18 protein-coding genes are annotated in these 19,515 nt (G+C 63.9%); 15 read left to right on the top strand and 3 right to left on the bottom strand.

The window, feature by feature from the left end; genetic code table 11:
- The first annotated feature begins 188 nt into the window (after positions 1–188).
- From ftsZ to A3AU_RS0128070, 12 genes are all read left to right on the top strand, one after another.
- Positions 189–1,223, top strand: coding sequence for a cell division protein FtsZ (ftsZ, locus tag A3AU_RS0128130; protein ID WP_027055844.1), 1,035 nt, complete (start codon positions 189–191; stop codon positions 1,221–1,223).
- Positions 1,224–1,555: 332 nt separating this feature from the next.
- Positions 1,556–2,530: a sugar-binding transcriptional regulator gene (locus A3AU_RS0128120; RefSeq protein ID WP_027055842.1), complete on the top strand. Its 975-nt coding sequence runs from the start codon at positions 1,556–1,558 to the stop codon at positions 2,528–2,530.
- Positions 2,531–2,575: 45 nt separating this feature from the next.
- Positions 2,576–4,021, top strand: coding sequence for an ABC transporter substrate-binding protein (locus A3AU_RS0128115; RefSeq protein WP_027055841.1), 1,446 nt, complete (start codon positions 2,576–2,578; stop codon positions 4,019–4,021).
- A 160-nt stretch (positions 4,022–4,181) separates the two neighbouring features.
- Positions 4,182–5,105, top strand: a complete 924-nt coding sequence (locus A3AU_RS0128110; RefSeq protein WP_023777019.1) for a carbohydrate ABC transporter permease — start codon at positions 4,182–4,184, stop codon at positions 5,103–5,105.
- A gap of 9 nt (positions 5,106–5,114) precedes the next feature.
- Positions 5,115–5,972 (top strand): carbohydrate ABC transporter permease, encoded by an 858-nt coding sequence (locus A3AU_RS0128105; RefSeq protein ID WP_013896836.1) that lies wholly within the window; start codon positions 5,115–5,117, stop codon positions 5,970–5,972.
- Between the two features lie 2 nt (positions 5,973–5,974).
- Positions 5,975–7,093, top strand: coding sequence for an ABC transporter ATP-binding protein (locus tag A3AU_RS0128100; protein ID WP_027055840.1), 1,119 nt, complete (start codon positions 5,975–5,977; stop codon positions 7,091–7,093).
- Positions 7,090–8,214 (top strand): ABC transporter ATP-binding protein, encoded by a 1,125-nt coding sequence (locus A3AU_RS0128095; RefSeq protein WP_027055839.1) that lies wholly within the window; start codon positions 7,090–7,092, stop codon positions 8,212–8,214. The genes A3AU_RS0128100 and A3AU_RS0128095 overlap by 4 nt, the downstream gene beginning before the upstream one ends.
- The gene (locus A3AU_RS0128090) at positions 8,214–9,767 is read left to right on the top strand and encodes an FGGY-family carbohydrate kinase (RefSeq protein ID WP_027055838.1); all 1,554 of its coding nucleotides are present in this window, start codon (positions 8,214–8,216) and stop codon (positions 9,765–9,767) included. The genes A3AU_RS0128095 and A3AU_RS0128090 overlap by 1 nt, the downstream gene beginning before the upstream one ends.
- Before the next feature lie 10 nt (positions 9,768–9,777).
- On the top strand, positions 9,778–10,818 hold the full coding sequence (locus A3AU_RS0128085; protein ID WP_027055837.1) for a 2-hydroxyacid dehydrogenase: 1,041 nt from the start codon (positions 9,778–9,780) through the stop codon (positions 10,816–10,818).
- Between the two features lie 45 nt (positions 10,819–10,863).
- Positions 10,864–12,381 (top strand): glycerol-3-phosphate dehydrogenase, encoded by a 1,518-nt coding sequence (locus A3AU_RS0128080; protein WP_027055836.1) that lies wholly within the window; start codon positions 10,864–10,866, stop codon positions 12,379–12,381.
- A complete protein-coding gene (locus tag A3AU_RS0128075; RefSeq protein WP_027055835.1) occupies positions 12,381–13,439 on the top strand; it encodes a class II aldolase/adducin family protein in 1,059 nt (352 codons plus the stop codon). The genes A3AU_RS0128080 and A3AU_RS0128075 overlap by 1 nt, the downstream gene beginning before the upstream one ends.
- Positions 13,440–13,488: 49 nt before the next feature.
- Positions 13,489–14,430, top strand: a complete 942-nt coding sequence (locus tag A3AU_RS0128070; protein WP_027055834.1) for a sugar phosphate isomerase/epimerase family protein — start codon at positions 13,489–13,491, stop codon at positions 14,428–14,430.
- 64 nt (positions 14,431–14,494) lie between these two features.
- Here the strand turns inward: A3AU_RS0128070 and fba are convergent, their stop codons facing one another.
- Positions 14,495–15,559: a class II fructose-bisphosphate aldolase gene (fba, locus tag A3AU_RS0128065; RefSeq protein ID WP_027055833.1), complete on the bottom strand. Its 1,065-nt coding sequence runs from the start codon at positions 15,557–15,559 to the stop codon at positions 14,495–14,497.
- Positions 15,560–15,833: 274 nt separating this feature from the next.
- Here fba and A3AU_RS0128060 point away from each other — a divergent pair, with 274 nt between their 5' ends.
- From A3AU_RS0128060 to derI, 3 genes are read left to right on the top strand one after another with little or no spacing between them, the layout of a single operon-like run.
- Complete coding sequence (locus A3AU_RS0128060) at positions 15,834–16,604, top strand: DeoR/GlpR family DNA-binding transcription regulator (protein WP_027055832.1); 771 nt, start codon at positions 15,834–15,836, stop codon at positions 16,602–16,604.
- A gap of 18 nt (positions 16,605–16,622) precedes the next feature.
- Positions 16,623–17,381: a triose-phosphate isomerase gene (locus A3AU_RS0128055; RefSeq protein WP_027055831.1), complete on the top strand. Its 759-nt coding sequence runs from the start codon at positions 16,623–16,625 to the stop codon at positions 17,379–17,381.
- Between the two features lie 29 nt (positions 17,382–17,410).
- On the top strand, positions 17,411–17,851 hold the full coding sequence (gene derI / locus A3AU_RS0128050) for a D-erythrulose-4-phosphate isomerase (protein ID WP_027041287.1): 441 nt from the start codon (positions 17,411–17,413) through the stop codon (positions 17,849–17,851).
- Here derI and dhaL read toward each other — a convergent pair.
- Positions 17,848–18,483 carry a dihydroxyacetone kinase subunit DhaL gene (gene dhaL, locus A3AU_RS0128045; RefSeq protein ID WP_027055830.1) on the bottom strand — a complete coding sequence of 212 codons (636 nt, stop codon included), beginning with the start codon at positions 18,481–18,483 and terminating at the stop codon, positions 17,848–17,850. The genes derI and dhaL overlap by 4 nt on opposite strands.
- A 15-nt stretch (positions 18,484–18,498) precedes the next feature.
- Complete coding sequence (locus A3AU_RS0128040; RefSeq protein WP_209444676.1) at positions 18,499–19,512, bottom strand: dihydroxyacetone kinase subunit DhaK; 1,014 nt, start codon at positions 19,510–19,512, stop codon at positions 18,499–18,501.
- Positions 19,513–19,515: the final 3 nt, after the last annotated feature.

Here is a 19,515-nt window from a genome sequence, read left to right as displayed (position 1 = left end):
TCGAACAAGGTCGGCGTCTTCATCACAAATCTTGACCTTTCGCGCACTTGCACGCGCCGCCGCTCTCTGGCTTTTTGGGGCACCCATCCGAACCGACTGATTCGCGTCATGCCGGTCGATCACAATGTCTTGCAGGCATTGATCGGGTGGGCCGTGAAGCGCGCGCTATTGGCGAAGGAGAAGCAGGCATGGCCGAGTTCAAGAAGCCGGAAATCTCCGAGATGAGACCGAAGATCACCGTTATCGGTGTCGGCGGCGGTGGCGGCAACGCCATCAACAACATGATCGCGGAGCAGCTTCAGGGAACCGAATTCATCGCCGCCAACACCGATGCGCAGGCGCTGACCATGTCGAAGGCGACGCGGCTGATCCAGCTTGGCGCGCACGTCACCGAAGGCCTGGGCGCCGGCTCGCTGCCCGAGATCGGCCGTGCCGCCGCCGAGGAATCGCTCGACGAGATCATGGATCATCTGGCCGGCACGCATATGTGTTTCGTCACCGCCGGCATGGGCGGCGGTACCGGAACCGGCGCCGCGCCGATCATCGCGCAGGCGGCGCGCAAGGCCGGCATACTAACCGTCGGTGTCGTTACCAAGCCCTTCACCTTCGAGGGCCGGCGCCGCATGCAGATGGCCGAGGAGGGCATCGAGCGGCTGCGCGAAAGCGCCGATACGGTGATCGTCATCCCGAACCAGAACCTGTTCCGCATCGCCGATGCCAAGACCACCTTCGCCGATGCGTTCGTCTTCGCCGACCGGGTGCTTTATTCCGGCGTCAGCTGCATCACCGATCTCATCGTCAAGGAAGGCCTGATCAATCTCGACTTCGCCGACGTCAAATCGGTGATGCGCGGCATGGGCCGCGCCATGATGGGAACCGGCGAAGCCTCGGGCGAAAGCCGGGCGATGAAGGCGGCGGAAGCCGCGATCGCCAACCCGCTGCTGGACGAAGTGTCGATGAAGGGTGCCAAGGGCGTTCTGGTGTCGATTTCGGGCGGCCGCGACATGACCCTGTTCGAGGTCGATGAAGCCGCCACCCGCATCCGCGAGGAGGTCTATGAAGACGCCGACATCATCGTCGGCGCCATCTTTGACAAGAGCATGGAAGGCCGCTTCAGGGTTTCCGTGGTGGCGACGGGTCTCGACCGTGCGATCGGCGCCGATGATGCCGGTGTCGGCGTCGCGCATGGTCATGCGCCATCCGCGCAGCGCACGCTGCAGTAGAATTGGCCTGAGCTGACGGCTCATTCGCTCGGCCCGCCCTTTTTGCGCCGGTAGGTCTGCGTACGCGCGCAGCTGACGCCAATATGAGGTCCGGCATTTGTTCCTGGCGCCTGCCGCGCGTTGGCGCGCCTGGAATTCCAGTTTTCCATAAAAAACAGTGAGTTGAAACGGCTTGGCGGACCACCGCCGAGCCGCTTCTGTTGCCGGATTTCGGCGTGGCGGGTGCAGGCCTCAATGAACCCGCGTGTGATTTGCGCCAATCGGTCGCTTGACTTTGATCGCGCCTTATGAAAAATTTTGCAGCAACTGATAAAAATATCAAAAGGGCGGAAATGGTAGGGTTCGGCAACGGTCTCCTGCGCGACGATGAAACCAGCATGGCGACACGTGCCGCCTGGCTTCACTATGCCGGCGGCCTCACCCAGTCCGAGGTCGCCAAGCGGCTGGGGCTGACCAGCCTCAAGGCTCACCGCCTCATCACCAAGGCCAACCAGGAAGGGCTGGTGAAGGTCTATATCGACGGCGAAGTCTCCGAATGCGTCGAACTCGAGGACGAGCTGTCCCGCCGCTACGGCCTCGACTATTGCGAGGTGGTTCCGGATTTCGATTCGGAGGATTTGCCGCTCAAGGCGCTCGGCATTGCCGGCGCGCAGTTCCTCAAGCGCGAGATCGAGCGCGGCGAGGAGGCCCTGATCGGTGTCGGCCATGGCCGCACGCTTGCGGCTTGCGTGGAATATCTGCCGCGCACCTCGACCGACAAGATCCGCTTCGTCTCGCTGCTCGGCGGCCTGACGCGCAAATTCTCGGCCAATCCGCACGATGTCATCCATCGCCTCGCCGAGCGCACCGGCGCCGAAGCCTATGTCATGCCGGTGCCGATGTTCGCCAACACGGCGGAGGACCGTGCCGTGCTGCTCGGGCAGAAGGGCATCAGCGAGGTCTTCGATCTCGCCAAATCGGCTGACCTGTTGTTCGCCGGTATCGGCACGTCGGAGCGCGAGGCGTCGCTGGTCGCCACCGGCATGATCGAGAAAGGCGAGATGGAGGAGATCCGCCGCAATGGCGGCGTCGGCGAATTGCTCGGTCATTTCTTCGATGAAGCCGGCAAGGCGGTGGCGACCACCGTTTCCAACCGGGCGCTCGCGCTGACGCGGGAGGACATTGCCAGCCGCCGCATCGTCGCCGTCGCCGGTGGCAAGATCAAGGTTCGCGCCATCAAGTCGGTGCTCGAAGGCCGCTATCTCAAGGGCCTGATAACGGACGAGCGGACGGCGCGATCGCTCGTGGAGGAGACGCCGGTCGGGTAGCCGGTATCAGTTTGGTTGAAACTACCCTGTGGAGGAGAAGACGAAATGCATGAGAAAGAGAAAGACCTCATTGACGCCTTCCTGCGTGGACAGGTCGACCGTCGCGGACTGATCAAGGGCCTGGGTGCGATGGGCCTTGCCGCCGGCACCGCCGGCACGCTGCTCAATCTGGGGCAGACCCGCGCGCTCGCCGCCGATTTCGACTGGCAGGCGCATAAGGGCAAGACCATCAAGCTCCTGCTCAACAAGCATCCCTATGCCGATGCGATGATCGCCGACCTCGAGAACTTCAAGAAACTGACCGGCATGAACGTCGTCTACGACGTGTTCCCGGAAGACGTCTATTTTGACAAGGTCACGGCGGCACTGTCGGCAAGCTCGCCCGAATACGACGCCTTCATGACCGGCGCCTACATGACCTGGACCTATGGCCCGGCCGGCTGGGTCACCGACCTCAACGAATGGATCAAGGACCCGGCCAAGACCAACCCGAACTATGCCTGGGACGACTTCCTGCCTGGCGTCAAGAACTCCTGCGCCTGGAATGGCAAGCCGGGCGGCGCGCTGGGTTCGGAAGACGCCAAGCAGTGGTGCATTCCGTGGGGCTTCGAGCAGAACAACATCACCTACAACAAGGCGATGTTCGACAAGGCCGGCGTCGCCATTCCCGGCAATATGGACGAGATGGTTGCCGCGGCGGCCAAGCTTACCAAGGATGTCGGTGGCGGCGTCTACGGCATCGGCGTGCGTGGCTCGCGCTCCTGGGCGACGATCCATCCCGGCTTCCTGTCGGCCTATGCCAATTTCGACCAGAAGGATCTGAACGTCTCGGCCGACGGCAAATTGTCGGCCGCCATGAACACCGCCGGATCCAAGGCCTTCCACAAGCAGTGGGTGCAGATGATCCAGGAAAGCGGCCCCAAGGACTGGTCGACCTACACCTGGTATCAGGTCGGTACCGATCTCGGCGCCGGCGCTTCGGCGATGATCTTTGACGCCGACATCCTCGGCTATTTCATGAATGGCGGCGATAACAAGATGGCCGGCAAGCTCGCTTTCGCGAATTTCAAGGCCAATCCGGCTGCCAAGGCGGCGACACCCAACATCTGGATCTGGTCGCTGGCAATGTCCAACTTCTCGAAGGACAAGGACGCCACCTGGTACTTCATGCAATGGGCCTCAGGGCCGGAGCATGGGCTGTTCGGGGCGACCAAGATGGACTTCGTCAATCCTGTCCGCCAGTCGGTCTGGAAGGATCAGGGCTTCCGCGACAAGTTGAACAAGAGCTATCCCGGTTATGTCGAGATGTTCGACGCCTCGGCGCCGGGGGCCTCGATCAAGTTCACGGCGCAGCCGCTGTTCTTCGACCTCACCACCGAATGGGCGGCAACATTGCAGAAGATGGTGGCCAAGGAAGTGCCGGTCGACGAAGGTCTCGACAAGCTCGCCGAAAGCATCAACGGCCAGCTCAAGGAAGCCGGCCTCGGTTAAGTCGCAATCGGGGCCGGCCTGCTTGGCGGGCCGGCCCCCATCACACACTTTTCACGTTTGCGATGCGGTGCCGGAAGGTGACCGCTATTTCGCCCGACCGGTCGCCTTGCTCCCTTGGGCGGCCGGCAGGGCGAAGCGACAGCAACAACGGAGCAGCTCGATGACTGCGGTGGTATCGCAAAGGCCCAAGCCATCCGGCTTCAGGATCAGCAAGCGCGTGCTGCCCTATGTGCTCAGCCTGCCGGCCTTGCTGGTCTGCATCGGCATCCTGATCCCGTTCCTGACCTCGGTCGTCTATTCCTTCCAGCGCTACCGGCTGAGCCAGCCCTGGGCGCGGCAGTTCAACTGGGGCGACAACTACATCTCCTTCTTCACCGACCCGAAATTCTGGAACACGCTCAAAGTGTCATTGCTCTATGCCGGCACCACCGTCGTGCTGGAACTGCTTCTCGGCCTCGCCATCGCCCTGCTTTTGCAGAAGCGCTCGACGCTGAACAACTTCATCTCGATCATGCTGTTGATGCCGCTGATGACTGCGCCGGCGCTCGCCGCGCTGATGTGGAAGCTGATGACCAATCCCGGCTTCGGCGTGCTCAGCTATCTCGCCAGCCTCATCGGATTGCAGGATTTCCGCTGGGCTTCGTCGCCGTCGACGGCGCTGTTCACCGTCGTGCTCGTCGACATCTGGGTCTACACGCCCTTCATCATGATCCTGCTGCTCGCCGGCCTACGCAGCCTGCCGACGCAACCCTTCGAGGCGGCAGCACTCGATGGCGTGCCGCGAAGCTTCGTCTTCTTCCGCATCACGTTGCCGATGCTGACGCCCTACATCCTGACGGCAACTTTGTTTCGACTGCTCGATTCCATCCAGCAGTTCGACATCATCTATGCAATGACGCAAGGCGGGCCGGGCGACACGCTGACCGTCTTCCAGGTCGAGGCCTATCTCAACTTCTTCCAGTCGACCAATGTCGGCCGCTCGGCGGCGCTGATGATCATCCTGTGGGCGATCACCTATTTCCTCTCCAACATCTTCATCAAGAATTGGCTGCGGCTGCGCGAACGCGCCCGTGGCCAGGCATAGGAGGCAGGGATGGAACACACCTCGCTTCTCGAGCGCATCCTGCGCGGCGTGGCTCTGACGCTGGTCGTGATCTTCTTCATGTTCCCGATTGTCTGGATCTTCATGATGTCGTTCCAGACCAACGAAACCATCCTGCGCATCCCGCCGCAACTGATCTTCGAGCCGACGCTCGCCAATTACACGGCGCTGATCACCGGCAAGTTGATGACCGCGGCCGGCACGCTCGACATCGCCTTCATGCGCAATTTGTGGAATTCGGTGTTCCTGTCGGTGACTTCGGTGGCGGTGTCGCTGCTGCTCGGCGTTCCGGCGGCCTACGCCTTCGCGCGGCACAAATTCCGCGGCTCGGAGGACATCGCTTTCACGCTGTTGTCGTTCAAGTTCGCGCCGGCGCTGCTGGTGCTGTTGCCGCTCACCCTCTATTTCCAGAAACTCGGGCTCGCCAACACCTATATCGGGCTGATCTGGGTCTACCAGCTGATCTGCCTGCCGCTGATCTTGTGGATCGTGCGCGGCTATTTCGAGGATATTCCGGCCGATATCGAATATGCTTATCGCATCGGCGGCCATTCCTGGTTCGCCACCTTCCGCAAGATCGCATTGCCGCTCGCCGGGCCCGGCATCGCCGCCGCCGGCCTGCTCGCCTTCATCTTTGCCTGGAACAATTTCGTCTTCGCGCTGGTGCTGGCATCGGCCGACAAGCAGCCGGTCACGGTCGGCGCGCTCGCCTTCATCACCTCCTCGGGCATACAGTACGGCCAGATTTCGGCGGCCATCGTGCTCTCGATCACGCCGACGCTCGCGCTTGCCCTCTACGCACAGCGCTATCTCGTCGAAGGCCTCTCGCTCGGCGCGGTGAAAGGATAGACATGGCCAGCCTCGAACTCAGAAAAATCGTCAAGCGCTACAAGAGCCAGACCGTCCTCGACAATCTGTCGCTGACCGTTGCCGATGGCGAAACCCTTGTGCTGTTCGGGCCATCGGGCGCGGGAAAAACGGTGCTGCTGCGGCTGGTTGCCGGCGTCATCGATCCGGATGAGGGCAAGATATTGATCGGCGGTGACGATATGACCGATGTCGACGCGGAGTTTCGCGGCGTCGGCATGGCGTTCCAGAATTTTGCGCTGTTTCCGCATATGAGCACGTTCGACAACATCGCCACGCCGCTGGAAGCCAAGCGGTCGTCGCCGGGCGCGATCAAGGCCGGCGTCGACAGCGTCGCCAAGCTGTTGAAAATCGCCCATGTGCTCTCCCACAAGCCGCGTGCGCTCTCCAACGGTCAGAAGCAACGCACCGCGCTAGCCCGCGCTTTGGTCGGCTCACCGCCGCTGCTGCTGCTCGACGATCCCTTGCGCAATGTCGACGCCAAGCTGCGCTTCGAGATGCGGCTGGAACTGCCGCGTCTGCTTGCCGATCGCGGCGCCACGGTCGTCTACGTCACCCAGGACTACAAGGAAGCCATGGCGCTCGGCGACCGCATCGCGGTGATGTCGCAAGGCGTCATCAGGCAGCTCGGCACGCCCGAGCAGATCTATCGCGAGCCGGCCAATATCGAGATCGCGCGGCTGTTCGGCGATCCGACCATCAACCTGCTCGACGTCAAGCCCGCGCGGGACGCCCGGGGGATCTATGTCGGTCTGTCCAATGTCCAGGTTCATCTCGCCGAGGCTTCCGAGACCGCCATCGGCCGCGACTGCATCATCGGGCTCCGGCCGGAGGCGTTGCATTTCGTCGGCGAAAATGAGCCGGGTGCGATTCCCGTGACGGTCGAGGCCGAGACGCCGCTCAACGAAAAGATCGTGACGCTGGTGCGCACCGTGCGCGGCCGCGAAATCCTGGTCTCGCGTCCAGCCGGGACGCTCGGACGTAACGAGGGCAAGGCTCATATCGCCGTCGACGGCAAGAGCGCCTTGCTGTTCGATCATGCGAGCGGCGAGCGTATCGGCGCGAGGAATGTCGTCAAACTGCGCAACGGAGAAGCGGCATGAGCCCGAGCGCGCTCACAATATCAGGCGTCGACAAATTCTACGGCCCGATCGACAGGGGTGTGCACGCGGTCAAGAACCTGACGATGGAAATCGCCAAGGGCGAGATCGTGGCGCTGCTCGGCTCGTCCGGCTGCGGCAAGACGTCGACGCTGCGCATGATCGCCGGCTTCGAGGAGGTTTCGCGCGGCGCAATCTCGGTCGCCGGCCGTCAGGTGCACACCTTGCCGCCGGTCAGGCGCAACGTGGCGATGGCTTTCGAAGGCTATTCGCTCTACCCGCCGCTGACGGTCCGCGAGAACATGGCCTTTGCCCTCAAGGCGGCAAGGCTGCCGAAGAGCGAGGTCGACGCCAAGGTCGCCAGCATCGCCAAGCTGCTCGAGATCGAGGACATACTGGAACGTTATCCGAGCTCCATCTCGGGCGGCCAGCAGCAGCGTGCCAGCCTCGGCCGGGCGTTGATCCGGGAGGCGGATCTGCATCTGCTGGACGAGCCGATGGGCCAGCTCGAACCGCAGCTTCGCGCCGTCCTGCGCGGCCGCATCAAGCACTTCATCAAGGAGCGCGGCCTGACCGCGATCCTGGTCACCCACGACCAGACCGAGGCCAATGCGCTTGCCGACCGCATCGCGGTCATGGAAGGCGGCGTGCTGCAGCAGTTCGACACGCCTGACCGGATCAAGGAGCGCCCGGCGAACCTGTTTACCGGCACCTTTGTCGGGGAGCCGCCGATGAACGTTTTCGAAGCCTATGTCGCGACAGCCGCTGGCCGCATCAATTTGCGGCTGCCCGACGGACTGTCGCTCGACTACGACAAGGATGCTTTCAGCGCTCCGGTTCGCGACCAGCTGCTCAGCCGCGAACGGGTCGTCATCGGCATCAGGCCCTATGCGGTGCGGCGCTCGAAGGAGGGTGTTCCCGCCAGGGTCTCGGCCAACCAATGGCTCGGCGACCAGACGCATATTGCGGCGGACTTTGCAGGCGGCTCGCTGGTCCTGGTCGAACATGACCGCACGCGCCTCGACCTGGGTGCGCCGATCAATGTCAGCATCGATCCGAAAAACCTGCATGTCTTCGACCAGGCGAGCGGCGAGGCCATCTCGCACGGCATGGAGCTGGCGTGATGCGTGACATCCTGATCGGCATCGATGCCGGCACCTCGGTCATCAAATCCATCGCCTTCGACATAGCGGGCCGGCAGATTGCCGCCGCGGCATTGCCCAATCACTACGAAACGCTGCCGGGCGGCGGCGCCGAACAGGATCTGACACGCACCTGGGCCGACGCCGCCACGACCTTGCGCCAGCTTGCCGACAAGGTGCCTGATCTCGCAAAGCGGACCGTCGCCATCGCGGTCACTGGGCAAGGCGATGGCACCTGGCTGATCGACGAGAAGGGCGAGCCGGTAGCAAAGGGCTGGCTCTGGCTCGACGCGCGCGCCGCCGCCGTCGTGGAAGAGATCCGCGCGCGGCCCGAGGACCGGCTCCGCTTCGAAAGGACCGGCAGCGGGCTCGCCGCCTGCCAGCAGGGGTCGCAGTTCGTCTTCATGAAGCGCACCATGCCCGAAATGCTTGGCAAGGCGGCGACCGCGTTCCATTGCAAGGACTGGCTCTATTTCAGGCTGACCGGTGAACGCGCCACAGATCCATCCGAAGGAACCTTCACCTTCGGCGATTTCCACACCCGCGACTATAGCGACGACGTGCTCGACGTGCTCGGCGTCGCCGACCTCAGGCATCTGCTGCCGCCGATCGTCGACGGCACAAGACACAGCACCGGCCTGTCGCAGGCGGCGGCCGACGCCACCGGCATGCTGGCCGGCACGCCCGTCGTGCTCGGCTATGTCGACGTCGTCTGCACCGCGCTTGGCGCCGGCCTCTTGGACCGTGAGCGCAAGCCCGGCTGCTCGATCATCGGCTCCACCGGCATGCATATGCGGCTGGCCGAAACCCCCGACGATGTCCAGCTGAACGACGCGGCGACTGGCTACACTATGGCGATGCCGTCACCCGGCGTGTTCGCGCAGATGCAGTCGAACATGGCTGCGACGCTCAACATCGACTGGGTGCTTGGGCTTGCCTCCGGTATTCTCGCTTCGCAGGGCATTTCGCGCAGCAATGGCGAGATGATCGCGCTGGTCGATGCCTGGATCGCGGCCGCGCAACCCGCCTCGCTGCTCTATCAGCCTTATGTGTCGGAAGCCGGTGAGCGGGGGCCGTTCGTCGATGCCAATGCGAGAGCCGGGTTCGTAGGCATTTCCTCGCGGCACGGCTATGCCGACCTCGTCCGAGCTGTCTTCGAAGGCTTGGCCTTCGCGGCGCGCGATTGCTACGCCGCCATGGGGCCGCTGCCGCGTGAAGTCCGCCTGACCGGCGGCGCCGCCAGAAGCCCGGCGCTGCGCAAGATCCTGGGCGCGGTGGTGGGCGCCGATATTCGCACCAGCGCACGCGAGGAAGCGGGCGCGGCGGGTGCGGCGATGATCGCGGCGGTCTGCGTCGGCCTTTACCCGTCCATGGATGTGTGTGTCGGCGAATGGGTGACACCGCTGCTGGGCGAGGCCGAGCCGAGCGATCGGAACCTCGCCGCGATCTACGACAGAGTGACCCCGTCCTACATGTTGGCGCACCAGGCGTTGCGGCCGGTCTGGCGCGCAATGGCGGCATCGCAGGCAAATTGAGAAGTCGAGTATGAATAAGACAATAGCGATCATTGGCGACAACTTCATGCTTCCGGAGGTGTTTCGCGCCAAAATCGAAAAGGTGGCGAGCGGCGATCTCGATATCAGGACATTGCAGACGGCCTGGCCCGACGAGCCGATGCAGTTCGGCAATGCGGCGCTCGGCCTCGACAAGGTCAAGGAGTATTTTGGCCATCCCGATGAAGTCGTCGATTTCATCGGCGATGCCGAAATCCTCGTCACCCAGCTGGCGCCGCTGTCGGAGGAGATGATGAAGCGCCTGCCGGCGCTCAGACTGGTCGCGGTTTCGCGCGGCGGTCCGATCAACATCGACATGGCTGCTGCCAGGGCGCACGGCATCACCGTGGTTAATGTGCCCGGCCGCAACGCCACCGCCGTGGCCGAGTTCACCCTCGGCGCCATCCTGGCCGAGACGCGGCTGATCCGGGTCGGCCACGAGGCGTTGCGCAAGGGCGAGTGGCGCGGCGATCTCTACCGCGCCGATCGCACCGGCCGTGAACTCGGCGAAATGACGGTCGGCGTCGTCGGCTATGGCAATATCGGCACCAAGGTGGTGCGCCTGCTGCGTGCCTTCGGCTGTAACGTCCTGGTCAGCGACCCCTATGTGCAATTGAGCGCGGAAGATCGCAATGCCGGCGTCGAACTGGTCGCGCTGGACGATCTCCTGTCCCGTTCCGATGTGGTCACGCTGCATCCCCGCGTGACCGAGGAGACACGCGGCATGATCGGCAAGGACACTATCGCGCGGATGAAACCGGGGGTGGTTCTCGTCAACACCGCGCGGGGACCGCTGGTCGACTATGACGCGCTCTACGACGCGCTTGTTTCAGGCCAGATCGCCAGCGCCATGCTGGAGACCTTCGCGGTCGAGCCGGTGCCATCGGACTGGCCCTTGCTGCAGCTTCCCAATGTGACGCTGACGCCGCATATCGCCGGCGCCTCGGTGCGAACCGTGACCTATGCCGCCGAGCAAGCCGCCGAGGAGGTGCGCCGCTATATTGCGGGCCTCCCTCCGGTCAATCCATGCTGAGGCAGTGGTCATGACTTTTCAAATCGGCATGAAGGCCACGGCGACATGAACGGCGACCCCGAAATTGTCGACCTCTTCGTCATCGGGGGCGGCGTCAATGGCGCCGGCATCGCGCGCGACGCCGCCGGCCGCGGCCTTTCTGTAATCCTGTGCGAAAAGGACGACCTCGCCGAAGGCACCAGCTCTCGGTCGGGCAAACTCGTCCATGGCGGCCTGCGCTATCTCGAATATTACGAATTCCGCCTGGTGCGCGAGGCGCTGATCGAGCGCGAAGTGCTGCTGGAATCGGCGCCGCACATCATCTGGCCGATGCGCTTCGTGCTGCCACACAGCCCCGATGACCGGCCGGCCTGGCTGGTGCGGCTCGGCCTGTTCCTCTACGATCATCTCGGTGGCCGCAAGCGGCTGCCTGCCACCCGCACGCTCGATTTGCGCAGCGCGCCGGAAGGCGCGCCGATCAAGGATGCCTTCCGGCGTGGCTTCGAATATTCCGACTGCTGGGTCGACGATGCCCGCCTCGTCGTCATCAACGCGCTCGACGCCGCCGAGCGCGGCGCCAGGGTCTTCACCCGCACCGCCTGCACCGCCGCCCGCCGCGAAAATGGCCTGTGGGTCGTCGAAATGCAGGATGGCAGGACGGGCATTCGGACGGTGGTTCGGGCGCGCGCTCTGATCAATGCCGCCGGCCCTTGGGTCAACGACATCGTCAACCGCGTCGCCGGCCAGAACTCCAGGCGCAATGTGCGCCTGGTCAAGGGCAGCCACATCGTCGTGCCGAAGTTCTGGGAGGGGCGGCAAGCCTATCTCATCCAGAACAGCGACAAGCGCGTGATCTTCATCAACCCCTATCAGAACGATCTCGCTCTGATCGGTACCACCGACATTCCCTATGACGGCCGGCCCGAAGACGTGGCGGCGGACGAGAGCGAGATCGACTACCTGATCAAGGTGGTCAACCGCTACTTCAAGCGCGGCCTTGCGCGCGGTGATGTCGTTTATTCGTTTTCCGGCGTCCGGCCGCTCTATGACGACAATGCCGACAACCCAAGTGCTGTGACCCGCGACTATATTTTCGAGCTCGACGCGCCGGACGCGCAGGCGCCGCTGCTCTCCGTCTTCGGCGGCAAGATCACCACTTTCCGCAAACTGGCCGAGCATGCGCTGGACAAGATAATTCCGTTCTTTCCCAAAATGGGCAAGCCGTGGACGGCGACGACACACCTGCCCGGCGGCGACATCGCCAACGCCGATTTCGAACAGTTTCTCGGCGACCTTGGACGCGAATATCCCTGGATGCCGGCCACGTTGCTCAAGCATTACGGCCGGCTCTACGGAACCAGGACGCGGGCTCTGATTGGCGCGGCGCGGTCGCTCGAGGAACTCGGACGCTGCTTCGGGAAGGATTTTTTCGAGCGCGAGGCCAATTATCTCTTCGACCGGGAATGGGCGGTGACTTCGGCCGATATTCTCGAACGCCGCACCAAGCATGGCCTGCATCTGTCCGCCGAGGAGAGGGCGGCCTTCGAGCATTGGCGCGTCAACCGTCTGGCGAGGGCAAGCTGATGGTCCATCCCGTCGATAACGGCACCGGCGAATTCCGCATGCTGCGCTCCTTGTCGGCCAGCATCGGTGCCGACCCGCTGCTGGTCCAGGGCGCCGGCGGCAACACCTCCATCAAGCAGGCCGGCGTGCTTTGGATCAAAGCTTCGGGAACCTGGCTGAAGAACGCCCGCGACGATGAGATCATGGTCCCGGTCGCGCTGGCACCATTGCTCGATGCCGTGGCGCATCGCAACCCGGCAGCCGAGAAGGCCGGCCAATTCACGCTGGCGGATCTCAACCCCCGCCAGCTGCGGCCCTCCATCGAGACGACGGTGCACGCGCTGCTGCCGCAGAAGATCGTCGTCCATGTCCATTGTGTCGAGACGATCTCGATCACCGTGCAGGCCAACGCCGAAGCCCTGCTGGAGGAGCGCTTGCGGGGCCTCGACTGGGCTTTCGTGTCTTATCGCCGGCCCGGCCTGCCGTTGGCTCAGGCGATCGCCGAGCGGCTGCAGCCCGCGACCAACGTGCTGGTGCTGGGCAATCACGGGCTGGTGATCGCCGCGGATACGGTCGCTGAAGCGGCCCTGCTCCTGCAACGGGTGACCGGGCTGCTCTCCCGGCCGCCGCGGCCGGCCCCTCCGCCCGATCTCGATGCGCTGCTGCGGCTCGCCGCCGGAAGCGACTACCGGCTGCCGGCCTCGGCCGCGGCGCATGCCGTCGCGACCGATCTCGCCAGTTGCCGCATCGCCGCCTCCGGCAGCCTTTATCCGGATCATGTGATCTTCCTTGGCGTCGGCTCGGTGATCGCCGGTCCCGACGAGAACGCGGCCGATATCGTCGCCCGCACGACCGCCGCGCCGACATCCATCCTCTTTCCCGGCAAGGGCGTGCTGATGCGCCGGGATGCCAATGCCGGTGCCGAGGCGATGGCGCGCTGCCTGGCCGACGTCGCCCAGCGCGTCGATGGCGCGGCGCGCGTCAACTATCTCGCCGCGGGAGAGAATGCCGAGCTGCTGAACTGGGACGCTGAAAAATACCGCCAGCAACTCAACCGCGAGGGAGCAACGCTGCAATGACGGCATTCCGCTTCACTGTCGTGCCGTGGCGCCGGGAGGGATAGCGGCCTTGGCCTTCACGCTCTCCCTCAACACCAATCCCTTGGTGAACCGTTTTGCCGATCCGGATGATCTGATCGACACCATCGCCCATGAGATTGGCATCCGCGACGTGCAGCTCACGCATGAATTCGTCAATCCGAGTTGGCCGGCAGCGACGATCGTCAAATTCGTCCGCCTCTTTCGCAAAGCGCTCGCCCGCACCGGCGTGCGGATTACCTCGGGCATGACAGGCCCTTACGGCCGGCTCAATCATTTCGGTCACCCCGACGCCGATGTGCGCCGCTACTATGTCGACTGGTTCAAGACCTTCGCCGACATTTCGGCCGAGCTTGGCGCCAGCGGCATGGGCACGCAGTTCGCCATCTTTACCCACCGCGACTTTGACGACGCCGCGCGCCGGGCGCGGCTGTTCGATATCGCGCTGGATTGCTGGCGCGAGGTCGCCGAACACGCCAGGGCGGCGGGCCTTAGTTACCTGTTCTGGGAGCCGATGTCGGTTGGCCGCGAGTTCGGCCACACCATCGAGAACTGCAGGCAGCTGCAAGGCGACATCGACGCCGCCGGCTTCGCCATTCCGCTGGAGATGATGGTCGACATCGACCATGGCGACGTCACCTCGAGCAACCCGGCCGACATCGATCCCTATGCCTGGGCTGAGGCCTTTCCCCGCAAATCGCCGATCATCCACATCAAGCAATCGTCGATGAACAAGGGCGGCCATTGGCCGTTCACATCGGCCTACAACAAGGACGGCCGCATCACGCCGGAAAAACTGCTGGAGACGGTGCGACGCGGCGGCGGCACCGACAACGAGATCTGCCTCGAACTGTCGTTCCGTGAGCGCGAGCCGGTCGACCATCAGGTCGTCGCCATGATCCGCGAGTCGGTTGACTACTGGGCGCCGTTCATCGACGCCGGCAGGGCCAGCCTTTTGCCAAGGGCTGAATAGAGATCGGGCAGGAGCCTGTGCGGCTCCTGCCCGAAGATGCAGCCAGATTTTCGGTGGGCCGAACTCAGCCGAATTTCGGGTCGAGGCTGCCCGACTTGTAGCGCTTGGCCATTTCCGAGACCGGCAACGGCTTGATCTTCTGGGCGTTGCCGGCGGTGCCGAACTCCTCGAAACGCTGCTTGCACAGCTTACGCATCGCCGCCATTGCCGGGGTGAGGTATTTGCGCGGGTCGAACTCGCTCGGGTTTTCGGTCAGCACCTTGCGGATCGCGCCGGTCAGCGCCATGCGGTTGTCGGTGTCGATGTTGATCTTGCGCACGCCATGCTTGATGCCGCGCTGGATCTCTTCCACCGGCACGCCCCAGGTCGGCTTCATCTGGCCGCCGTACTTGTTGATGATCTCCTGCAGATCCTCCGGCACCGAGGACGAGCCGTGCATGACCAGATGCATGTTCGGCAGGCGGCGGTGGATCTCCTCGATGACGTTCATCGCCAGCACCGCGCCATCCGGCTTGCGCGAGAATTTGTAGGCGCCGTGGCTGGTGCCCATGGCCACCGCCAGCGCATCGACATGCGTGTCCTTGACGAACTGCACGGCCTGTTCCGGGTCGGTCAGCAGCTGGTCATGGCTGATCGCGCCTTCGACGCCGTGGCCGTCTTCCTGCTCGCCGCCGCCGCTCTCCAGCGATCCCAGAACGCCGATCTCGCCCTCGACGGACACGCCGCCCCAATGCGCCATGTCGACGACGCGCTTGGTGATACCGGAATTGTAGGCGTAGTCGGCCGGCGACTTGCCGTCTTCCTTGAGCGAGCCGTCCATCATCACCGAGGTGAAGCCGTACTGGATCGCGGTGACACAGGTGGCTTCGTTGTTGCCGTGGTCGAGATGCATGCAGACCGGGATGTCGGGGTGGATTTCGACCAGCGCGTCGATCAGCTTGGCCAGCACCACGTCATTGGCATAGGCGCGCGCACCGCGGCTTGCCTGCAGGATGACAGGCGATTTGGTCTCTTCCGCCGCCTCCATGATGGCGAGGCCCTGTTCCATGTTGTTCATGTTGAAGGCCGGCACGCCATAGCCGTATTCGGCGGCGTGATCGAGCAATTGTCTCAGTGTGATGCGAGCCAACGAATAGTCTCCCGTATCTGGTTTCAAACCTGGTGGTTGCGGACTGTCCGCGCATCGTCCAGCCCACCGATGCTTCTGGCTGGATTTCGGCCCAACCGCAACCGTGACAGGCCGTTCCGGCAGCAATTCTTGTTACAGCGTCGCGATCAGCCCCAACGGGATATCCCAAATAATTATCCCATTATCACAAAATTTCTGATACTTTTGCGACGATGGATGTTATCTCTTGATCTGGGTCAAAGGCCTGAGGTCCTGTGTTGGGCGGTCGACGGCGATGAAGAGCGATAGCAGGCGTCAAGGCATCATGGAGATTCTGATGGACGCCGGTCAGGCGGGCGTCGACGACCTCGCCTTGCGTTTCGGCGTCTCGAAGATGACCGTGCACCGCGACCTCGATGAACTCGAGGAAAGCGGCTTCCTGCGCAAAGTGCGCGGCGGCGCCTCGATCCAGCCGAGCAGCCTGTTCGAAAGCGATTTCCGCTATCGGCAGAAGCAGGCGATCGAGGAAAAGCAGCGTCTGGCCGCTGCCGCCGTGGCCATGATCGAACCCGGCCAGACGGTGATCATCGACGACGGCTCGACGGCCGGCGGCATTGCGCGGCATCTGACGGAGCTGCGGCCGCTGACGGTGATCTCCAACAACCTGGCTGTCATCCAGGACCTGGCCGGTGCCGGCGGCATCAACCTGATCGCGCTCGGCGGCCATTACAGCAAGAAATTCCACGGCTTTTTCGGCCTGCTCGCCGAGGCTTCGCTCAAATCGTTGCGCGCCGACGTCGCCTTCCTGTCGTCTTCAGCCATCCATGGTGCTTCGGCTTTCCACCAGGACCAGGAGGTGGTGCAGGCCAAGCGGCTGATGATGGCGGCGGCGACCCGTACATATTTGCTGGTCGATCACGGCAAGTTCGGCCGCACGGCGCTGCACTTTCTGACCGATCTCAGCGCGTTCGACACGGTCTTCACCGGCCGCGAACCCGAGCCTTCCATGCGCGCGGCGCTGGATGACGCCGGTGTTTCGCTGACCGTGGTCGGCGGCAACGATTGAGGATCAGGGAGCGTACGCGTGGTTTATTGGGTTGGTACAAGCTGGAAGATGAACAAGACGCTTGCCGAGGCGCTGCGTTTCGCCGAGGCGCTGGCCGGCTTCATCCCCGGTTTCGATGACCGCATCCAGCCTTTCGTCATCCCGCCCTTCACGGCGGTGCGCGAGGTCAAGCGGGCGCTGTCGTCGACGCGCGTCAAGGTCGGCGCCCAGAACATGCATTGGGCCGACGCCGGCGCCTGGACCGGCGAGATATCGCCGCTGATGCTGAGAGACTGCGGGCTCGATCTGGTCGAACTCGGCCACAGCGAACGGCGCGAGCATTTTGGTGAGACCGACCGCACCGTTGGACTGAAGACGGCGGCCGCCGTGAAACACGGATTGATACCGCTGATCTGCGTCGGCGAGACGCTGGCAGAGCGCGAAAGCGGGCAGGCCGATGCCGTTTTGAGCGCCCAGGTAGAAGGCGCCCTGCAATTCCTCGAAGGCGAGGCGAAGGGCGCAAAGATCCTGTTTGCCTACGAGCCGGTCTGGGCGATCGGCGACAAGGGCATTCCGGCCAGCGCCGACTATGCCGACAAGCAGCAGGCACGGATCAAGACGGTAGCCGGCGGCCTGCTGCCGTCCGTGCCGCCGGTGCTCTATGGCGGCTCGGTCAACCCCGGCAATGCGGCCGAACTGCTCGGCCAGCCTAATATTGACGGCCTGTTCATCGGCCGCTCCGCCTGGCAGGCCGATGGCTACATTGACATCCTCCGCCGCGCTTCCGCGGCGATCTGAAATCATCCGAACACGAAAGGGAAAAAGCCATGAAAATAGCCATTGGAGCCGACAGCGCCGGCAAGCCGCTGCTCGACGTCATCGCCGCCCACCTGGCGACCAAGCCCGGCCTCACCGTCAGCGATCTCAGCCAGGCCGGCTACTATGCCGACCTGTCGCAAAAACTCGCGCAGACGATCATCGACGGCGAGAACGAGCGCGGCATCCTGTTCTGCGGCACCGGCATCGGCGTCTCGATCTCGGCCAACAAGGTGCCGGGCATCCGCGCCGCGCTCACCCACGACACTTATTCGGCCGAGCGCGCGGCAAAATCCAACAATGCGCAGATCATCACCATGGGCGCCCGTGTCATCGGCCCGGAACTGGCCAAGGCGATCGTCGACACGTGGCTGGCCTCGGAGTTCGACGAGAAGGGTCCGTCGGCCGGCAATGTCCAGGCGATCGACAGGCTCGATGCTGCGAAGGGCTAAGCAAGACCGTCGCGCACCGCGCGGATCACGGTGACGGCCGATGCCGCGCCCGGATCGATGTGCCCGAGCGATCGCTCGCCGAGCCGTGAGGACCGGCCTTTGGCGGCGATCATGTCCTTGGTCGCTTCAGCCCCGGACTCGGCGGCGGCAAGGGCCGCCTCGAGGCTCTGAGACAAAGTCTTGCCGGCGGCATGCGCGACAGCGGCCGCTTCCGCCGCTGGCTGCCAGGCATCGACCATCGTCTTTTCGCCGGGTTCCGCCTTGCCGCGATCCCTGATGCCTTGCGCCATGGCCTGGAACAGGGCGACGACATCCGCGTCTGCAAGCTTGGCCTTGCCCTTGACGGCGGCGGCCGCGCGCATGAAGGCCGTCGCATAGAGCGGGCCTGACGAGGCGCCGACGGCATTGAGGAACGACTTCGCTGCCAGGTTGAGCAGAGCCGTCGGCTCGATCGTTGCAAGGTCGAGCGGCGCCAGCGCGTCGCGTACGGCATTGAAGCCGAGCGCCATTGCAATGCCGTGGTCGGCGTCGCCAATGACCCCATCGAGTTGGCAGAGACGGTCTCTGTCGGCCTCGATGGCCGCGGCGATCGTATCGAACAATCTCTTCAGGTCAGCTGCGTCGATGGTCACGGGAATGCTCTTTCGTCAGCCGGCACGGAACATGGCGCAGTCGCAGGGGTGGTCGAGCATGGTCCGCAACTCCTCGTCGAGATGAAAAAGCGTCACCGAGGCGCCGGCCATTTCCAGCGACGTGCAGTAGTTGCCGACCCAGGTCGCATGAATGGAAACGCCGATGTCGTCGAGCCGCTGCTTGGCCCGCCGGTTCATGATGTAGAGCTCCATCAGCGGCGTCGAGCCGAGCGAATTGACCAGCACCGCGACCGTGTCGCCGCGTTTCGGCGCCATCTCGGCGAAAATCTTGTCCAGCATCTCGTCGGTGATCTCGTCAGCGGTTTTGAGCGTGCCCCGCGCGATGCCGGGTTCGCCATGGATGCCCATGCCGATTTCCATTTCGTCGGCGCCGATCTCGAAATTCGGCCGCCTTGTCTGCGGCAGCGAGCAGGGCGACAGCGCCACGCCCATGGTGAAGGTGTGGTCGTTGGCCTTGCGTGCGATGCGCTCGACCTCGTCCAAGGGGAGCATCCGGTCGCAGGCGGCGCCGGCCGCCTTGAAGATGAAGAAATTCCCGGCGACGCCGCGGCGCTTGTGCCGCTGGTCGTGCGGTGCCGAGGCGACGTCGTCGGTGGTCAGCACGGTGCGCACCTCGATGTCGTCCATGGCTGCCATCTCGGCCGCCATGTCGAAATTCATCACGTCGCCGGCATAGTTGCCATACATGAACAGGACGCCGGCGCCGCCGCTCACCGCCTTGGCGCATTCCAGAATCGGATCGGGCGGCGGCGAGGCAAAGACATTGCCGATGGCCGCCGCGTCCGCCAGCCCCTTGCCGACAAAGCCGAGAAAGGTCGGCTCATGGCCGGAGCCGCCGCCGATCACCAAGCCGACCTTGCCGGGCCGCGGCCCGTCGCGGGCGATGATCGAGCGCGGGCTGCCGTCCGCGCTTCTGAGGTGGCGAGGATGCGCAGCGAGGATTCCTTCGAGCATCTCGTCGACGGCGCGGTTGCCGTCATTGATGATCTTCTTGGTCTGCACCGGCATCCT

The sequence above is a fragment of the Mesorhizobium erdmanii USDA 3471 genome (genome assembly GCF_000472705.1).
Classification (GTDB): domain Bacteria; phylum Pseudomonadota; class Alphaproteobacteria; order Rhizobiales; family Rhizobiaceae; genus Mesorhizobium; species Mesorhizobium erdmanii.
Note: the sequence above shows the minus strand (reverse complement) of the source record. Positions and strands in the feature narration are given on the sequence as shown.